General features: G+C 58.7%; 17 protein-coding genes. 16 read left to right on the top strand and 1 reads right to left on the bottom strand.

Annotated features, from left to right (window positions below; translation table 11 throughout):
• The first annotated feature begins 17 nt into the window (after positions 1 to 17).
• Positions 18 to 1175 carry a cell division protein FtsZ gene (ftsZ, locus tag NM686_RS01500; RefSeq protein ID WP_255190182.1) on the top strand — a complete coding sequence of 386 codons (1158 nt, stop codon included), beginning with the start codon at positions 18 to 20 and terminating at the stop codon, positions 1173 to 1175.
• Between the two features lie 83 nt (positions 1176 to 1258).
• Positions 1259 to 2182, top strand: coding sequence for a UDP-3-O-acyl-N-acetylglucosamine deacetylase (lpxC, locus tag NM686_RS01495; protein ID WP_255190181.1), 924 nt, complete (start codon positions 1259 to 1261; stop codon positions 2180 to 2182).
• Between the two features lie 47 nt (positions 2183 to 2229).
• Here lpxC and NM686_RS01490 read toward each other — a convergent pair whose 3' ends face one another.
• A complete protein-coding gene (locus NM686_RS01490) occupies positions 2230 to 2685 on the bottom strand; it encodes a DciA family protein (RefSeq protein ID WP_255190180.1) in 456 nt (151 codons plus the stop codon).
• Positions 2686 to 2722: 37 nt separating this feature from the next.
• Here NM686_RS01490 and NM686_RS01485 point away from each other — a divergent pair, with 37 nt between their 5' ends.
• The 14 genes from NM686_RS01485 to NM686_RS01420 all read left to right on the top strand — a co-directional run bounded on the left by NM686_RS01485 (position 2723) and on the right by NM686_RS01420 (position 17480).
• Complete coding sequence (locus tag NM686_RS01485) at positions 2723 to 4501, top strand: NAD(P)H-dependent oxidoreductase subunit E (protein ID WP_255190179.1); 1779 nt, start codon at positions 2723 to 2725, stop codon at positions 4499 to 4501.
• A 1-nt stretch (position 4502) separates the two neighbouring features.
• Positions 4503 to 5267, top strand: a complete 765-nt coding sequence (locus NM686_RS01480) for a 2Fe-2S iron-sulfur cluster-binding protein (RefSeq protein WP_255190178.1) — start codon at positions 4503 to 4505, stop codon at positions 5265 to 5267.
• Positions 5257 to 5796, top strand: a complete 540-nt coding sequence (locus NM686_RS01475; RefSeq protein WP_255190177.1) for an NADH-quinone oxidoreductase subunit B family protein — start codon at positions 5257 to 5259, stop codon at positions 5794 to 5796. Before NM686_RS01480 ends, NM686_RS01475 begins: the two co-directional genes overlap by 11 nt.
• Positions 5797 to 5808: 12 nt before the next feature.
• Positions 5809 to 7308: a Ni/Fe hydrogenase subunit alpha gene (locus NM686_RS01470; protein WP_255190176.1), complete on the top strand. Its 1500-nt coding sequence runs from the start codon at positions 5809 to 5811 to the stop codon at positions 7306 to 7308.
• Complete coding sequence (locus NM686_RS01465; protein ID WP_255190175.1) at positions 7305 to 7805, top strand: hydrogenase maturation protease; 501 nt, start codon at positions 7305 to 7307, stop codon at positions 7803 to 7805. The genes NM686_RS01470 and NM686_RS01465 overlap by 4 nt, the downstream gene beginning before the upstream one ends.
• 190 nt (positions 7806 to 7995) lie before the next feature.
• Positions 7996 to 8217 carry a hypothetical protein gene (locus NM686_RS01460; RefSeq protein WP_255190174.1) on the top strand — a complete coding sequence of 74 codons (222 nt, stop codon included), beginning with the start codon at positions 7996 to 7998 and terminating at the stop codon, positions 8215 to 8217.
• Positions 8196 to 9284 carry a response regulator gene (locus NM686_RS01455; protein ID WP_255190173.1) on the top strand — a complete coding sequence of 363 codons (1089 nt, stop codon included), beginning with the start codon at positions 8196 to 8198 and terminating at the stop codon, positions 9282 to 9284. Before NM686_RS01460 ends, NM686_RS01455 begins: the two co-directional genes overlap by 22 nt.
• A gap of 84 nt (positions 9285 to 9368) precedes the next feature.
• On the top strand, positions 9369 to 10574 hold the full coding sequence (locus tag NM686_RS01450; RefSeq protein WP_255190172.1) for a PAS domain S-box protein: 1206 nt from the start codon (positions 9369 to 9371) through the stop codon (positions 10572 to 10574).
• A 2-nt stretch (positions 10575 to 10576) separates the two neighbouring features.
• A complete protein-coding gene (gene kaiC, locus NM686_RS01445) occupies positions 10577 to 12319 on the top strand; it encodes a circadian clock protein KaiC (RefSeq protein ID WP_255190171.1) in 1743 nt (580 codons plus the stop codon).
• On the top strand, positions 12316 to 12633 hold the full coding sequence (locus NM686_RS01440) for a circadian clock KaiB family protein (RefSeq protein WP_255190170.1): 318 nt from the start codon (positions 12316 to 12318) through the stop codon (positions 12631 to 12633). Before kaiC ends, NM686_RS01440 begins: the two co-directional genes overlap by 4 nt.
• A gap of 11 nt (positions 12634 to 12644) precedes the next feature.
• Positions 12645 to 12974 (top strand): circadian clock KaiB family protein, encoded by a 330-nt coding sequence (locus NM686_RS01435; protein ID WP_255190169.1) that lies wholly within the window; start codon positions 12645 to 12647, stop codon positions 12972 to 12974.
• A gap of 2 nt (positions 12975 to 12976) precedes the next feature.
• Positions 12977 to 13891 carry a PAS domain S-box protein gene (locus NM686_RS01430; RefSeq protein ID WP_255190168.1) on the top strand — a complete coding sequence of 305 codons (915 nt, stop codon included), beginning with the start codon at positions 12977 to 12979 and terminating at the stop codon, positions 13889 to 13891.
• 28 nt (positions 13892 to 13919) lie between these two features.
• On the top strand, positions 13920 to 16163 hold the full coding sequence (locus tag NM686_RS01425; RefSeq protein ID WP_255190167.1) for a PAS domain-containing protein: 2244 nt from the start codon (positions 13920 to 13922) through the stop codon (positions 16161 to 16163).
• A 66-nt stretch (positions 16164 to 16229) separates the two neighbouring features.
• Positions 16230 to 17480 (top strand): ISL3 family transposase, encoded by a 1251-nt coding sequence (locus NM686_RS01420; RefSeq protein ID WP_255187011.1) that lies wholly within the window; start codon positions 16230 to 16232, stop codon positions 17478 to 17480.
• The last annotated feature ends 73 nt before the right edge of the window (positions 17481 to 17553 follow it).

Genomic DNA, 17553 nt, shown 5'->3' with positions numbered 1-17553 from the left:
GTCTGGAGGGTGTGAAAATGAAATACGAATTAATGGACAATAGCGGCAATGCCGTCATTAAAGTCATTGGTGTTGGGGGCGGCGGCGGCAACGCCGTCAATCATATGGTGGAAACCGGTATCGACGGCGTGCAATTCATCTGCGCCAATACCGACGCGCAAGCCTTGCGGCAAATGAATGTCGACACCGTCGTGCAATTGGGCGTCGAGTTAACCAAAGGACTAGGCGCCGGCACCCGTCCTGAAGTGGGACGCGCGGCGGCGGAAGAAAACCGCGAACGCATTCGTGAAGTGATGGAAGGTGCCGACATGGTGTTCTTGACCGCCGGCATGGGTGGCGGCACCGGTACCGGCGCGATCACCGTATTTGCCGAGGAAGCCAAGGAACTGGGCATCCTGACCGTTGCGGTGGTATCGAAACCGTTCGACTTCGAAGGCACCAAAAAGAAAGCCGTGGCGGAAAGTGGTCTGCGCGATCTGGAAAAACTGGTCGACTCGCTGATCATCATCCCGAACCAAAAGCTATTGCCAACCTTGGGTAATAACCGCTCATTGGTCGACTCCTTCCGTGTCGCCAACGACGTGTTGCTGGACGCAGTTCAAGGCATCACCGAACTGATTACTCACCCCGGTTTGATGAACGTCGACTTTGCCGACGTCAGAACCGTCATGTCCAACATGGGCAGCGCGATCATGGGCACTGGCATTGCCAGTGGTGAAAACCGCGCCCGCCTGGCTGCGGAAAAAGCCATCGCTTGCCCATTACTGGAAGATATGAACCTGCAAGGCGCGCGTGGCATTCTGGTCAACGTCACGTCCAATGGTGATCTGGGTCTTAACGAGTTCGACGAAATCGGCAGCATCATGCATGCATTCGCCTCCGACGACGCCGACATCAAAATCGGTATGGCGGTCAATCCGGCCATGGGCACTGAAGTCAAGGTCACCGTGGTCGCGACGGGCATGGGCGAAAAAGCCAAAGCCGCGGCACCGATCAAACTGGTGCAAAAAGTGGCCGCCGGCGAAGTCGATTACGGTCAACTGGAAAAACCAACCGTGATTCGCCAACAAAGACCCGAATCGACCCGCGAGACCCGCTTCGGCGCCCAACCGCGTAGCGACGCGGATCTGGAATACCTGGACGTACCGGCCTTCCTGAGACGCCAAGCCGACTAACATCCAACCATCCGTGAAAGGGAGGCTATCATATAAACTATGGTAGACTTCCCTGCTTTGCTTTATTTCTCTGCCGGCATTTCATGATCAAACAACGCACTCTAAAAAACACCATTCGCGCCACGGGCGTTGGCTTGCACACGGGCGACAAAGTCTATCTGACGCTGCACCCTGCAGAACCCAATACCGGCATTCGTTTCCGCCGGGTCGACCTGGAAACCCCGGTCATGATAGAGGCACGCCCCGAAAATGTGGGTGAAACCAAATTATCGACCACGTTGGTCAGCGGCGACATCAAGGTCTCAACCGTGGAGCATTTGCTGTCGGCGATGGCGGGTTTGGGCATCGACAATGCGATCGTCGATGTCAGTGCCCCTGAAGTACCGATCATGGACGGTAGCGCAGGCCCTTTCGTGTTTTTGCTGCAATCGGCCGGCGTCGTCGAGCAGGAAGCTCCCAAGAAATACATTCGGATCAAAAAAACCATACGGGTCGAGGACGGCGACAAATGGGCCGCGTTTGAACCTTTCGACGGTTTCAAAGTGACGTTTACCATCGATTTCGAACATCCGGCTTTTTCAGATCATCTCAAAACCGCAGTAATGGACTTTTCATCGACGACTTTCGTCAAGGAAGTCAGCCGGGCTCGCACCTTCGGCTTCATGCGCGACATTGAATTCCTGCGGGAAAACAATCTGGCGCTGGGCGGCAGCCTGGATAACGCCATCGTGGTCGATGACGACAAGGTATTGAACGAAGATGGCTTGCGTTATGCCGATGAATTCGTCAAACACAAAATCCTCGACGCGATTGGCGACCTGTATTTATTGGGCCACAGCCTGATTGGCGAATACCGGGGCTTTAAATCGGGCCATGCGCTGAACAACAAATTGCTGCTGACATTGCTGGAAGATAAAGAGGCTTGGGAAATGATCTCTTTTGACAGCACTGACGATGCGCCGATTTCCTTCATGCGCTCCGCGCAAGCCGCGGCCGCCGCCCGCTAATCTCCGTCAAGATCCAAACCCATTTGAAGCCCGACTGGTTGCGGGCTTCAATTCTCAAGCCGCTTACTCAGCGTCCGCGCCAATTTGGCTAGCGCCCGATTCAGCACATCCTCGCTATTTTCATCGACTTGCCTTAACAACGCTTGAACAGTTTCGGCGCTAGGCAGACGCGCAGCCGGACTGGCCTTGAATTCCGGCAGAGGCGAATAAAGCTTTACTTGCACCTTAACGATTTTTTGCTGTCCAGACTCCTGCAATTTGTTTAGTATTGCTTGCTGGAAGAAACGAATTTGCGACGCCCAAGCCGAAGAGTCGGTATAGACGACCAATCGACTAGCGCTTATTACACAATGCTCCGCATGCTCTGCTATGCTTGCTGGTAACGCGGCGCGCACGATGCGCAAAACGCGATTTTGCTCGGCGATTTGTTCCAGGCACTTCGCCAGCGCTCCGCCTTCAAAATTCAAGGCCGGTCTGAAAACGGTTTTTTTTGAGTGATCCATAATTTTCCAAACAACTTAATTAACCGGTAGCCCTATGATGAAAACATTCTTAGATACAGTGCTGGCAAAAGCAAATTACCAACCGGTTAGGCTAATGTCGATACTGAGAGACGTACAAGCCGAATATCGCCATATTCCCGCCGAAGCCATCGACATTCTGGCCGTGGCCCTCAAGATACCGCGCACCCAAATCATAGCGGTCGTCGAATTCTACAGCTTTTTCCACCTGACCCCGCAGGGCCGCTACGATATTCTGATCAGCGATTCGATCACCGACCGTATGCTGGATAAGGAAAACCTGCTCAGCTACCTGTCCAGCGCATTGAAAGTCAAGGTTGGCGAAGTCCGGGCCGATGGCCTGGTCAGTTTGAACAACACCTCCTGCACCGGCATGTGCGACCAGGGACCGGCCGGTCTGGTCAACGGTTTGGCTTTGACGCGACTGGACAGACCCAAAATCGATGAAATCGCGATTTTGATCGAAGGGCAAACACCGTTGCAGGAATGGCCCGCACACTTGTTTGCGGTCAACGACAATATTCATAAGGCAGGGTTGCTGCTCAATGCCTCGTTCGAGAAAGGCACGGCCATCCAGGCTGCCTTCAGCAACGGCACGTCGTCTACCTTGGCCGAACTCGACTATTCCGGCCTGCGCGGCCGAGGCGGGGCCGGTTTTAAAACCGCGATGAAATGGCGCTTCTGCGCCGAAGAAAAAGCCGATGCCCATTATGTGGTTTGCAATGCCGACGAGGGTGAGCCCGGCACCTTCAAGGACAGGGTATTGCTGAACAGCTATGCCGACCAGGTGTTTGAAGGCATGACGCTCTGCGCGGCCATCATCGGCGCGAAACAAGGTTTTTTATACCTGCGCGGTGAATATCTACACCTGTACGACAAACTACAAGCCACTCTGGCACAACGGCGGGACGAAAACCTGCTGGGTACCGACATCCTCGGCCTAGGGCTGGATTTCGACATCGAAATCTGCCTGGGTGCCGGCGCTTATATTTGCGGCGAGGAATCGGCCTTGATCGAATCGCTGGAAGGCAAGCCCGGCATACCGCGCAATCGCCCGCCCTATCCCGTCAGCAGCGGTTATTTGAATAAACCCACGGTCGTCAACAACGTGGAAACTTTCATGGCCGCAGCCAATATCGCCATTCACGGCGGCGACTGGTTCGCCAAGGTCGGCACCGAGAAATCGACCGGCAGCAAAATACTCAGCATTTGCGGCGACTGCGCGAAGCCCGGCATCTACGAATATCCCTTCGGCACCCCAATTCGCCAGATTCTGGATGATTGCGGCGCCGAAGACGTCATGGGCGTGCAAATCGGCGGCCCGTCCGGTACCTTTATCTCCAATCAGGAATTGGATAGAAAGCTCGCCTTTGAAGATCTTGCCACCGGCGGCTCGTTCATCGTCTTCAACCACAGCCGCAACGTGCTGGCCATCGCGCAGAACTTCACGCACTTCTTCGCTCACGAGAGTTGCGGCTTCTGCACGCCTTGCCGGGTCGGCACCTCGCTGCTGAAAAATCAACTGGATAAAATCGTCAACGGCCACGGCTCGGCGGGCGACGTGGCTGAACTGGAAAAAATCTGCCAACTGGTCAAAAGCAACAGCCACTGCGGCTTGGGCCAAACCGCGGCCAATCCCATTTTAACCACGCTGCAACGCTATCCCGACGTCTATGAAAAGCAACTGAAAGACATCAGCTACGAGCCCGGCTTCGATCTGGACGGCTCGCTGGCAATCGCTCGCCGCATGGCGCATCGCGACGATGCCGCCGCGCATTTGTCGCAAGTGGAGGAATAACATGACAGGCACCATCAATCTCGACGGCCAAACCATCCCGTTCACCGAAGGCCAAACCATCATCGAAGCCGCCACCGCAGCCGGCGTCTACATTCCGCATCTGTGCCACAAACCGGGCTACACCCCGCACGGCAGCTGCAAGCTCTGCACCGTCAAGGTCAATGGTCGCAACTGCTCGGCCTGCACCTTTCCGGCCGCGGACGGCCAGACCGTCATCAGCAACAACGACGAACTGGCGCATGACCGCCGCCGCATCACGCAAATGCTGTTCGTCGAAGGCAATCATTTCTGCCCGTCCTGCGAAAAATCCGGCAACTGCCAATTGCAAGGCGTGGCCTACCATTTACAGATGTATGACAACCATTTCCCGCATTTCTTCGCCCTTAGGGAAGTCGATGCCTCGCATCCGGACATTCTGATAGACCACAACCGCTGCATTTTCTGCAATCTGTGCGTGCGCGCCAGCCAGGAAAAAGACGGCAAGAACGTGTTCGGCATCGCCGGCCGCGGCATCAACAAGCGCTTGGTCATCAATTCGCCGAGCGGACAACTGAAGGATAGCGACATAGCGGTCGACGACTGCGCCGCGCATATCTGCCCGACCGGCGCGATTCTGATCAAACGCACGGGCTTCCAGGTACCGATTGGACAACGTATTTACGACCACAAACAAATCAGCGAAGTGGCGCTCGCCGCGGAAGGCGGCTCCTGTTCCCGACCCGCTGCCGCACTCGCCCCATCCCAGGAGGTCGCCCATGACAAATAAGATCAAAGTCGCAACCACCTCCCTGGCGGGTTGCTTCGGCTGTCACATGTCGTTTCTGGACATCGACGAGCGCATCGTTGCGCTGGCCGAGGTCGCCGAATTCGACCGTTCGCCGATTACCGACATCGAACATTGCGGACCGTGCGACATCGGCTTGATCGAAGGCGGCGTCTGCAACTCGGAAAACGTGCATGTGCTGCGCGAGTTCCGCAAAAACTGCAAAATCCTGGTCGCCGTCGGCGCCTGCGCGATCAACGGCGGCCTGCCGGCGATGCGCAATTATGTCAATCTGGAAGACTGCCTGCTGGAAGCCTATCGCGATGGCATTGGCGTCGAAAACGCGCAAATCCCCAGCGATCCGGAGCTGCCGTTATTGCTCGACAAGGTGCATCCCATCCATGAAATCGTCAAGGTCGATTACTTCATGCCGGGCTGCCCACCGTCCGCCGACGTATTCTGGACCTTCCTGACCGCGCTGGTGGAAGGCCGCGAACCGGCTTTACCCTATGAATTAGTCCATTACGACTAACGAGGAACCCTTATGTACGAACATCTTGAAACCGCCTCCAACCCCGCCAACCTGAAACGGGTGGTGGTCGATCCCGTTTCCCGCGTCGAAGGCCACGGCAAAGTCAGCTTGTTGCTCGATGAAAACAACAAGATACAACAAGCCCGGCTGCACATCGTCGAGTTTCGCGGCTTCGAAAAATTCATCCAGGGCCGCCCGTACTGGGAACTACCCGTCATGGTGCAACGCCTGTGCGGCATTTGTCCGGTCAGCCACCATCTGGCCGCAGCCAAGGCCATAGACCAACTGGTCGGCGTCGATCCGGACAATCTGCCGCCGGCCGCCGACAAATTGCGCCGCCTGCTGCATTTCGGCCAAGTGCTGCAATCGCATGCGCTGCACTTTTTCCATCTATCCAGCCCCGATTTGCTGTTCGGTTTCGAAAGCGACATCGGTAAACGCAACGTGATCGCGGTACTGGCCGAATATCCCGACATCGGCCTGCAAGGCGTCAAATTGCGCAAATACGGCCAGGAAGTCATCCGCATGGTGTCCGGCAAACGCGTGCATGGCACCGGCGCCATTGCCGGCGGCATGAACAAGGCCTTGAGCAAGGAAGAACGCGATTATCTGCTGCAGGACATCGATCAGATGATTGCCTGGTCGGAAGCCGCCGTCGCCCTGATCAAACAAGTGCATACCTCGAACCTGCCGTTCTACGACGAATTCGCCACGATACGCAGCAATTACCTGGGCCTGGTCAAACCCAACGGCGCGCTGGAGCTATATCACGGCGGCATTCGGGCCAAAAACGACAAAGGCGAAACCATCGTCGATCATTTCGACTACTGCGATTACACCGACCTGATCCATGAAGAAGTGCGTTCCTGGAGCTACATGAAGTTCCCGTACCTGACATCATTGGGTAAAGACCTGGGCTGGTATCGCGTCGGACCGCTGGCGCGCGTCAACAACTGCGACTTCATCGACACGCCACTGGCGGAAGCCGCTCGCGCCGACTTCAAACAACACGGCGGCGAAGCCATGGTACACAGCACGCTGGCCTTCCATTGGGCTCGCCTGATCGAAGTGCTGCATTGTGCCGAAAGCATCAAAACCTTGCTGCACGATCCGGATGTGATGAGCAACGATCTGGTCGCCAAGGGTGAAAAACGTTACGAAGGCATAGGCGTGATCGAAGCGCCGCGCGGCACGCTGTTCCACCATTATCAGGTCGACGACAACGACATCGTCACCAAGGCCAACCTGATCGTATCGACCACCAGCAACAACATGGGCATGAACGAATCGGTGCGGCAGGTGGCAGCAGAATATCTGTCCGGTCGCGAACTCACCGAGCCCTTGCTGAACAATCTGGAAGTGGCCATCCGCGCCTATGACCCTTGCCTGTCCTGCGCGACGCATGCGGTCGGCAAAATGCCGCTACAACTGGAACTGATCGATTCCCAAGGTGAAACGATAGATCGCCTGGTGCGCCACGGAAACGGCGCTTTCGAACACGGACTGACATGATCAAACCCATCCTGCTGTTCGGCTACGGCAATCTCAGCCGTGGCGATGATGCCGTCGGCCCGCTGGTTCTGGACTACCTGGAACGTCGGGTCGATGCCGCCCGCATCGAATTTTTAACCGATTTTCAACTACAGATCGAACATGCGCTGGATTTGCAAGGACGCGAGCTGGTAATTTTCGTCGACGCCTCGGTCACGGGCGACGACGCCTTTGCCTTTACCCGGCTCAAGCCCTGCCGCGACAACAGCTATACCAGCCACGCGATGAGCCCCTCCGCGTTGCTGCAAGTCTTCGAGACCGTAACCGGCCAAACACCCCCACCAAGCTTTTTACTCAGCATCAAAACCGAATCCTTCGAACTCGGCGAAGATCTCAGCGCCAGCGCCGCGGAAAATCTGCAACACGCTTGCGACTTTGCTGAACGGCTAGTAGCCATGCCTATATCCGACATCATTGCCGGGAACAGGATGCTGCTGGAGTCAATAACCGAGTTTTAACCGAGCATAAACCTAAAAACGGCAGCAAACCCACGAAAATCACAGAATAAATCATTGCGTCATGAAGCCTATCGATTCACCTGTCCGGCGCTGCTCTCTTAGGCGTGATGACTGCTTGAAACTTTTCGTGATTTTCGTATGTTTCGTGGACCAAATGATTTTTCTAGGATAAACCGCTTGCAGCCACTGAATGCAAGCTGCAGAGCAGTCATTGGTGGCCTCACTCAACGGCCAGGTGCTGTCTGACAAACCCTTTGCCATGGCCGCCGCCATTCAAACGGCTGGTTTTCTCGAAAACCTGATTAGGTGGGCGGCGCGTGCGAATTTGCCTCATGCGCGCCGGGAAGAAAAACACTACAATCCTGATAACGTTTTCGCTCAGGAGCCTCCATGCCTGAACACACCATTCTAATCGTCGACGACGAGCCAACCAATCTCGCGATCCTGACGACGCTTCTGCAACCTTACTACAGGGTGCGCGCAGCCAATTCTGGCCGTCGCTGCCTGGTTGCGGCGCAGCCCCCTCGGACGCCCGATCTCATCCTGCTCGACGTAATGATGCCGGAGATGAATGGTTACGACGTCCTGCGGGAGCTGCGCGCCGAACCGGCCACCCGCGACATCCCAGTCCTCTTCGTCACGGCACTCGATGACGAAGCCGACGAGGAGCTTGGCCTGGAACTGGGCGCTGCCGATTACCTGACCAAGCCGATTCGCCCCGGCATCCTGCTGGCCCGTGTGCGGACTCAACTCGACGCCAAATGCGGCCGCGATTTTTTGCGCGACCGCAACACGCTGCTGGAAGAAGAGGTGGCGCGGCGCATGCGCGAAAATGACCTGACCCAACTGGTCAGCATCCGCGCCCTGGCCCACCTGGCCGAAACGCGCGATCCCGAAACAGGCAACCACATTCTGCGTACTCAGGCCTATGTCCACCTGCTCGCCACGGCGCTGCGCCGGCACCCGCGCTTCAGCGATGTGCTCACCCCGCGCTACTGTGACCTGCTGACCAAGTCGGCCCCGCTGCACGACATCGGCAAGGTCGGCATTCCCGACGCGATCCTGCTCAAGCCGGACCGGCTCACCGAGGCCGAATGGATGGTCATGAAAACCCATGCCAGGCTGGGCGTCGAAGCTATCGAGAAGGCCGAGGCCGACATCGACATGCCCCTGGATTTCCTCGTACTGGCCAAGCAAATCGCCCACTGGCACCATGAAAAATGGGATGGCAGCGGCTACCCCAATGGCCTGGCCGGAGAGGCCATCCCCGTTGCCGCCCGCTTCATGGCGCTGGCCGATGTCTTCGATGCGCTGATTTCGGTGCGTGTGTACAAACCGGCCATGTCCTGCGAAGCCGCGCGCGACATCATCGTTGCCGGCCGTGGCCGCCATTTCGATCCCGATGTTGCCGATGCCTTCCTGGCGAATTTCGAGGAATTCGCCCGCATCGCCGAGCGCCATCACGACTCCTCCACCTGAAGGCGCCATGAACCCGACCAGCCCAGACTTCGCCACAGGATTCGAATCTGATGCGATGACGTTGCCACGCCCCCGTCTTCATCCATGCTAATCAACCTGATCAATAACGTGGCTTTCCTGATCGCGCTGGTGGCGGCTGGACAGATCGTTATTGCGCGTCTCTACCAGAAACCGTTGAATTGCCGCGTCATGCTCGGCGTGCTGTTTGGCAGCGTGGCCTTGCTGGACATGGCAAACGCGGTGATTTTTTCACCCGGTGTGTTCTTCGACGGCCGTTCGATTGTGCTGACGGTGGCCGGAGTGGTGGGGGGCGGCGTTACCGCGGCGATTGCGGCGGGCATGACGGCGCTCTATCGCTACCAGTTGGGCGGCAACGGCGCTACGGTCGGCATCGTGACCGCGCTGCTGTCGGCTTTGCTGGGAGTGCTGGCCCGACACTGGTGGCAGCGGCGCACCCACCCCCCGTGGTTGATCGACTATCTCGCGCTGGGCGTCGTCGTGCAGTTGACGCAGTTGGCCGCCTTCACGCAACTGCCCAATCGCGTTGGTTATGCCTTTGTCGAGCAGGCCGGGTGGGTGCTTTTGTTGCTCTACCCGCTGGCTACCATGATCCTGTGCCTGATTTTCCAGGGTTACGAACAACAGTTGATCGATCAGGCGGTGCTGAAAAGTGCTCGGGACAAAGTCGAGGCTGAAATGCGCGCCAGCATGGAACGTTTTCATGCCTATTTCGATCATTCCTTCGTCGGTCTCGCCATCACCAGCCCGGAACACGGCTGGATCGAAGTCAACGATAGCTTGTGCGCCACGCTGGGATACAGTCGGGATGAGCTGATCCGCATGACCTGGGCGGAACTGACCCACCCTGATGATCTGGCGCCAGACCTGGCCCAATTCAACCGCATGCTGGCCGGCGAGATCGACGGTTATGCGTTGGACAAGCGCTTCATCCACAAGGATGGCCACTTGATCTACGCGCGTCTACTGATCAGCTCCGTGCGCAAGCCCGATGGCAGCGTGAATTATGTCTTTGCCATGGTGGATGACATCACCGAACGCAAGCGGGCGGTGGAGGATCTGAAGCGCCGGAATGATGAACTGACCCGCTTCAACCAGGCTGCCGCCGGTCGTGAGCTGCGCATGATCGAACTCAAGCAGACGATCAACGAACTCTCGCGCCGGCTGGGCGAAGCGCCGCCCTACGAGCTGGCGTTCCTGCCGCAAGAAGACAGCGAACAGCTATCCCTTTCCACGGACTCGTTACCCGCCAACAACCGCGAGGAGAAATAGGCATGAAAAAACCCATGAAGACCCTGCCCGCTCAGACTCTCAGCCTTCTCACCAAATCCCCCACCGGCATTCGCGGACTGGACGACATCACCGGCGGCGGCCTGCCCGCGGGCCGGACTACGCTGGTGTGCGGCGGTGCCGGCTGCGGCAAGACGCTGCTAGCGATGGAGTTCCTGGTCCACGGCGCGTTGGAATACGGCGAACCGGGCGTATTCATGACCTTCGAGGAAACCTCCGCGGACCTCGCCAAGAACGTAGCCTCGCTCGGCTTCGATCTGCCGGGATTGATCGCCGGCAAAAAGCTCGCGGTGGATCATGTGGCCATCGAACGCAGCGAGATCGAGGAGACCGGCGAATACGACCTTGGCGGGCTGTTCATCCGCCTGGGGTACGCCATCGATTCCATCGGCGCGAAGCGTGTGGCACTGGACACGGTGGAAGCGCTGTTCTCCGCCCTGCCCAATCAAGCGATCCTGCGCGCGGAGCTGCGCCGGCTGTTCCGTTTCCTCAAGGACAAGAACGTCACCGCCGTCATTACGGGCGAGCGCGGCGAGGGCACCCTGACGCGCTACGGCATCGAGGAATATGTCTCCGATTGCGTAATCATGCTCGACCATCGCGTGAGCGAGCAGATGTCCACCCGGCGCCTGCGCGTGGCCAAATACCGGGGCTCCATGCATGGCACCAACGAATATCCCTTCCTGATCGATGAACAGGGCATTTTCGTGCTGCCGGTGACCTCGCTCGGGCTGGATCACGAGGTCGTCATGGAGCGCATCCCCACCGGTATCCCACGACTGGACGACATGCTCGGCGGCCAGGGGTATTTTAGTGGCAGCAGCATCCTGATCTCCGGCACGGCGGGCTGTGGCAAAACCAGCGTGGCGGCGCACTTGGCCGACGCCACCTGCCGGCGCGGGGAGCGTTGCCTGTCGTTTTTGTTCGAGGAATCCCCCAACCAGTTGATGCGCAACATGCGTTCCATCGGGCTGGACTTGCAGCCGTGGGTGAAGCAGGGACTTTTGCGGTTGCAGGCGGCGCGGCCCTCGCTCTATGGCCTGGAAATGCATCTCGCCGTCATGCTCAAGACGATCGATGAGTTTCAACCTTCGGTCGTGGTCGTGGACCCGATCAGCAGCTTCAGCGCGGCTAGCAGTCCATTCCAGGTCAAGTCCATGCTCATCCGGCTGGTGGACTTTCTCAAGGTCAAGGGCATCACCGCGCTGCTGGTCAACCTGACCACCGGAGCCAGCGCACCGGAGTACACCGAGATGGAAATCTCCTCATTGATAGACACCTGGCTGCTGCTGCGCGACATCGAACTGAACGGCGAGCGCAACCGTGGCATGTATGTCCTCAAATCGCGCGGCATGGCGCACTCGAATCAGATCCGCGAGTTCAAACTCACGCAGCACGGCGTGGAATTGCTGGACGTGTATGTCGGCCCCGCCGGCGTGTTGACCGGCTCCACGCGGCTGGCGCAGGAAGCGCGCGAACGGGCGGAGCGCCTGGCCGCCCAACAGGATGTGGAAGAACAGCAGGCGGTCCTGGAACGCAAACGCCACGCGCTGGAAAGCCAGATCGCCGCCCTGCGCGCCGAATTTGCCGCCACCGAGGTGGAAGTCAAACGCCTCATTCGCCAGGGCGAGCAGCGCCGCGAGCGCCTGGAGCAGGATATGGCCGAGATGCGCCGTTGCCGCCAGGCCGATGCCGCCGTCGCCAACAATCAGGAGAAATCGAGATGAGCAAAGCAAAGCCAGAAAGCGCCACCAAGGCATCCGATCCCGTATGGGAGCTGCGCCTCTACGTGGCCGGGCAGTCCCCCAAGGCGCTGGCCGCCTTCAGCAATCTCAAGCGCATCTGCGAGGAACATCTCGAAGGACGATACCGCATCGAGGTCATCGATCTCCTGCAGAATCCGCAATTGGCGGCGGACGAGCAGATTTTCGCCCTGCCGACGCTGGTGCGCAAGCTCCCGCAACCGATACGCAAGATCATCGGCGACCTCTCCAATACCGAACGGGTGTTGGTCGGCCTCGATCTGCGCGTCAGCCCATGAAGGAGCTTGCCATGAACGACAGCAGTTCCACCCTGGCAGCGCTGCGGGGCCCATCCGGCAAGGGGCCTTACGTGCTGAGGCTCTACATCGCCGGCAACACGCCACAGTCCAACCGCGCCATCGAGAACCTGAAGAAGTTGTGCGAAAACCGCCTGCGGGGCCTCTACGAACTGACCATCGTCGATCTCCACCAGATGCCTGACGCTGGCCGAGACGAACGGGTCATTTGCGCGCCGACGCTCGTCAAGCGAAGCCCGCCGCCGGTGCGCCGGCTGACCGGCGACCTGTCGAACCCCGACCGGGTCCTGCGCGCGCTGGATATCCAGCCGGAAACGGAGTAGGCATGTCGGCGGAACAACAATCCCGGGAAGAATGGGTGCGTGAGGTAGAGGCATTGCGTGCCCGGCTCGACGAGGCCGAGGAAACGCTACGGGCGATCCGCGGCGGCGAGGTGGATGCCCTGGTGGTGGCGGGGCCCCACGGCGATCAGGTGTTCACGCTGAATAGCGCCGACCATCCCTACCGCGTGTTCATCGAGGAAATGAACGAGGGTGCGGTGACGCTGTCGGACGAAGGTTTGATCCTGTATTGCAACCGAGGCTACGCCGAGATCATCAAAACTCCGCTGGAGCAGTTAATCGGCGCGGCCTTTGCGTCTTTCGTGGAGCCCGCGGACCTGCCGGCCTTCCTGACCCTGCTGCAAGACAGCCGGAACGGGAGGGCCATCGGCGAAATCAATGGCCGCGCCGCCGATACCTCGGTACCGTTGCGCCTGTCGCTGACCCGCCTGCCGACCGGCTCTGCCGGAGTCGTTTGTGTCGTGGTGATGGACATGACCGAGTCGAAGCAGAGGGAAGACGCATTGCTGCGGGCGCATGCCGCCCTGACCCAAACCCTGCGTGAATTGGAGGTTTCCCGCGTGGCGGCCCTCAACATGATGGAAGACGCCGTCGAAGCCAAAAAAGCGGTCGAGGCGGCCAACCTGGAACTGCAACAGCACATCGCTCAGCGCCAGCGCAGTGAAGCCGAGATCCAGCGGCAACTCGCCGAACTGCAGCAGTGGTATGAGGTGATGCTGGATCGCGAGGACCGTGTGCTCGAACTCAAACGCGAGGCCGATATCCTGCGCCAACGGCTGGACGAACCGCCGCTCTATGCCGTCGAACTGGCCGCCGATTCGTCCACGGTGGCGCCAACCGTTGTCGAGGCGGATGACACCGCCAAATCCAGCCCAGCGACGGAACACGGTCATGACTAAATCGATCTCACAACCACGGACTCATAGCATGCCGCAGATCCCGACGAACCGCTCCCCCGGCGCGTGGCTGCTGGGCCTGCTGGCGCTGCTGGTCGCGCTGATCGTCGCCGGCGGCTGGCTGCATTTCAACAGCCAGCAGGCCGAAGCCAAACGCCTTGCCGAGGAAATGTTGACTCATATCGAAGCGCTTAAAGCCGACCAGATTGCGCAATGGATGCGGGAACGCCGGGCCGATGCCGCGGCCGCCCTCGACCTGCCGCTGGCGCGACGCTATCTGCAGGCGCCCCACGACCCCGCCACGCGCCAGGAAATGCAGCAGTGGTTGAACCGTTCGCAAAGAACTTATAGCTACAGCGCGGTGGCCTTGTTCGATGCGGCTGGCAGGCTGCTTCTGCACTCGACCGCCGCGCAAGCACCCTGGCAGGGCACCGCGTTTTTAGTGGCGGCCAGCGAACACGCGCAGGCCGCCGTGTCGGCGCGCGACGTCGTCTTTTACGATCTGCATGATCTGCCCGACCAGTTCATCCACATGAGTTTTGCGGCACCGGTGGGCCTGTCGCCGCAGCCGGACCGGCCGGCCGCGGGGGCGTTGCTGTTCGTCATCGACCCACGGTCTTACCTGTACCCGCTGATCCAGACCTGGCCCACGCCCAGCCCCAGCGCCGAAACCATGCTCATCCGGCGCGAAGGCGACGAGGTGGTTTTTTTGAACGATCTGCGCCACCGCGCCGACACCGCACTGAAACTACGGCTGCCTATTTCAGCCCCCCCCCGCCTTCCGTCTGAGATGGCCGCCCAGGGACGGGAAGGCCTGGTCGAAGGCGCAACCGATTATCGGGGCGTCCCGGTTCTCGCCGCGATACGCGCAATTGCCGGCACGCCCTGGAGCATGGTGGCCAAGGTGGACCAGGACGAAGTGTATGCCCCGCAGCGCCAACAGGCCTGGACCACCGGGCTGCTGACCGCCCTGCTGGTGTTGCTGGCCAGCCTGGGGTTGGGCTTGGTCTGGCGCCAGCAACAGCTGGCAAGCAGCCGGCGGGCGGAAGCGATGTTGGGCGAGAGCGAAAAACGCTTCCGCCAGTTGTTCGAGCATGTGCCCATGGCCCTCGGTTTCGTGACGCTGGACGGTCGCATGCTCGCCTTGAACGGGAAGTTCGAGCAGGTGTTGGGTTACACCCTGTCCGATATTCCGGACATCGAGGCCTGGTGGCGTTTGGCCTACCCCGACCCGGTCTATCGCGCCACGGTGCAGGCAAGCTGGAGCCCGGCCATCGAGCGGGCTGTGGCGACCGGCGGCGAAATCGAACCGACGGCCTTTCGCGTTACCTGCAAGGGCGGCGCCGTGCGCGACGTCCTGATCTCGGGCATCGTCCTGGCCGACGGCGTACTGGCAGCCTTCCTCGATATCAGCGAGCAGAAGCGGATGGAGCGCCGTCTCGGCTTGGCCATGCATGCGGCCAGGATCCTGATATGGGAGATCGACTTCACCACCGGCAAGCTGGGTTACGATGGCAGCGCCATGACCGGCCTGGGTTTGGATCAGGCCACTGCCCCGGATACGCTGGAAGGCTGGATGGCGCGGATACATCCCGACGACCGTGGGCGATTCACGGCCTTGGTCGAGCAGACGCTGCAACCGTGCAACACGCGCGACTTCGATTGTGAATACCGCTTTGACGACAACACAGGGGGCTATCACTGGCTGCAAACGGTGGTGCAGCGGGATGCGGACGGGTGGCCCCTGCTGGGAGCGGGTTATTCGGTCAATATCGACGAGCGCAAACAGGCCGAGGCCGCGGCGGCGCAATACACCCGAGAGCTTGAACGCGGGCGTCGCGCGCTGTTGAGCGTGCTGCAAGACCAGCGTCGCGTCGAAGCCTCGCTGCGCCAGCTGGCACTGGCGGTGGAACAAAGCCCGGAGAGTATCGTCATCACCAACCTCGCGGCCGAGATCGAATACGTCAACACCGCCTTCCTGGCCACCACCGGTTACACGCGCGATCAGGTCGTCGGCCAGAATCCGCGCATACTGCAATCGGGCCAGACGCCGCGCGCTACTTACGACGAAATGTGGGACTCGCTCACCGCCGGGCAGCCCTGGAAGGGCGAATTCATCAATCGCAAGGCCAGCGGCGAGGAGTATGTCGAGTTCGCTCACGTCGCTCCGCTGCGGCAGGCGGACGACCGCATCAGCCATTACGTCGCGGTGAAGGCGGACATCACCGAGAAAAAACGGCTCTTCCGTATTTTGCGGAGAAACCACTACATGTAGTGCTATAGTCTTTGCCTGCCACAGTGAGTTTTGCTAAGGTCGACAATTTAACGCTGGAGTATCGTGATGACACAGTCGCTACTTCAAATACCGCTGGATATACCTGATGTTTGTATCGAAAAAGTTGAAACCACCGCCAAAGGCGAGTTCATCATCACGGTCAGTAGTACGTTAACCAGTGCAACCTGCCATCAATGCGGCCAGAGGATCGATAAGTTTTATGGCTATGGCAGAGAAATCACCTTGCGTCATTTGTCGATTTTCGATCGGCCGGTTTGGATCAAGCTAACCCCCAAGCGCTATCGATGCCCTGACTGCCCCAAAGGTCCGACGACCACGCAACAATGTGGCTGGTATAACTGGAAAAGCCCCCATACCAAAGCGTATGAGCAGTGGATATTGCGTGAATTGATCAACAGCAGCGTGACCGACATGGACGTGAAGCACGGCATCAGCGCCGAAGCGGCGGAAGGGATTATCAATCGGCACGTGGCCCAACAAGTTGATTGGTCTGCCATCCAAGGCATTCGCTTGCTGGGACTGGATGAAATCGCTTTGAAAAAAGGGCATCAAGATTTTGTGGTCATCGTGTCGGCTATCGATACCGAGGACCATAAGCGGATTCTGGCGGTGCTGCCCGACCGCAAAAAAGAAACGGTTAAAGCCTTTTTGCAGAATATTCCCGAGGCACAGCAACACGCGTTACAACGCGTCTGCGTGGACATGTATGAAGGGTATCGCAACGCCGTCTATGAGACATTGCCCGGCGTCGAGGTGGTGGTTGATCGCTTCCATGTCGCCAAGCATTATCGAGACGGCGCCGACCAGGTCCGCAAGGCGGAAATGAAAAAACTCAAGAATACCCTGTCTGCCGAGGATTATGCCAAGCTGAAAGGCGCGATGTGGGCTTTTCGGAAGCGCTGGATGGAACTCTCTGCCGATCAGCAAACCGTTTTGCTTTTTCTATTCCAGCAAGCCCCCATTTTGCGAGAAGTCTATATCCAACGGGAGCTTTTGACGGGTATTTTTGAGCGCCGACTCAATAAGGCTGAGGCCGAAAAAGCCTTGGATCGCTGGATGGAGCATATCAAAGTCTTGAAGTTGAAGGGCTTTGATGCGTTTGTCAAAACCTATCAAAACTGGCGAAATGAAATCACCAACTATTTCATTCGCCGGGAAACCAGTGGCTTTGTTGAAGGGCTTAACAACAAAATCAAAAGCATCAAACGACGCTGCTTTGGCATTTACAATACCGTCCGCCTGTTTCAGCATATCTGGCTTGATATCGAAGGGAGACGGTTGTTCGGTTATGCATAACCCTATATGTCGGGGCTACTCCGCGAAATACGGAAGAGCCGAAAAAACGCCTCGGCCAGGAGCTGGACCGCTA

This window comes from Methylomonas rapida, from assembly GCF_024360925.2.
Taxonomy (GTDB): domain Bacteria; phylum Pseudomonadota; class Gammaproteobacteria; order Methylococcales; family Methylomonadaceae; genus Methylomonas; species Methylomonas rapida.
This window is presented reverse-complemented; position numbering and strand designations above follow the sequence as displayed.